At 41.9% G+C, this 611-nt stretch carries 2 tRNA genes and 1 rRNA gene; all 3 read right to left on the bottom strand.

Annotation, left to right across the window (positions count from 1 at the left end):
* Positions 1 to 317: 317 nt before the first annotated feature.
* A tRNA-Glu gene (locus tag F0265_RS24515) sits at positions 318 to 393 on the bottom strand.
* A 26-nt stretch (positions 394 to 419) separates the two neighbouring features.
* A tRNA-Ala gene (locus F0265_RS24510) sits at positions 420 to 495 on the bottom strand.
* A gap of 58 nt (positions 496 to 553) precedes the next feature.
* Positions 554 to 611 (bottom strand): 16S ribosomal RNA (locus tag F0265_RS24505); the annotation flags it as partial.

Here is a 611-nt window from a genome sequence, read left to right as displayed (position 1 = left end):
TTAGTCACTTAACCATACAACCCCAAAGGGTCTTCTGTTTAAACAACCAAAGTTGTCTGCAATTATTTAAACATGATGCAGACTCGATTTTGCCGGACTCAAATATAAACATCACAAGGATGTTTCCAAGAACACTTGAATGTGTGTTGGTACCTAATGAACAAGTCATTAGGATTTGAGAACTTTTAAATGAATAACAACGCATCTCAAAGAGATGGGGATTGTTGTTATTCGTCAGCTTTCCAAATTGTTAAAGAGCTAATCACTTCTCATGAAGTAACCATTTTTAAAAACACTTAAATAAATGCGTTTAAAGATGGTATCCCGTAGGGGAGTCGAACCCCTGTTACCGCCGTGAAAGGGCGGTGTCCTAGGCCTCTAGACGAACGGGACACTAAGAATTTCTTAATAGAAATTATTGGTGGAGCTAATCGGGATCGAACCGATGACCTCTTCGCTGCCAGCGAAGCGCTCTCCCAGCTGAGCTATAGCCCCTCTTTAATTTATATAAACCATCAATCTGTGTGGACACTCATCGTGAGTAATCATCGTATAAGGAGGTGATCCAGCGCCAGGTTCCCCTAGCGCTACCTTGTTACGACTTCACCCCA

The organism is Vibrio sp. RE88 (assembly GCF_013113835.1).
GTDB lineage: Bacteria > Pseudomonadota > Gammaproteobacteria > Enterobacterales > Vibrionaceae > Vibrio.
Note: the sequence above shows the minus strand (reverse complement) of the source record. Positions and strands in the feature narration are given on the sequence as shown.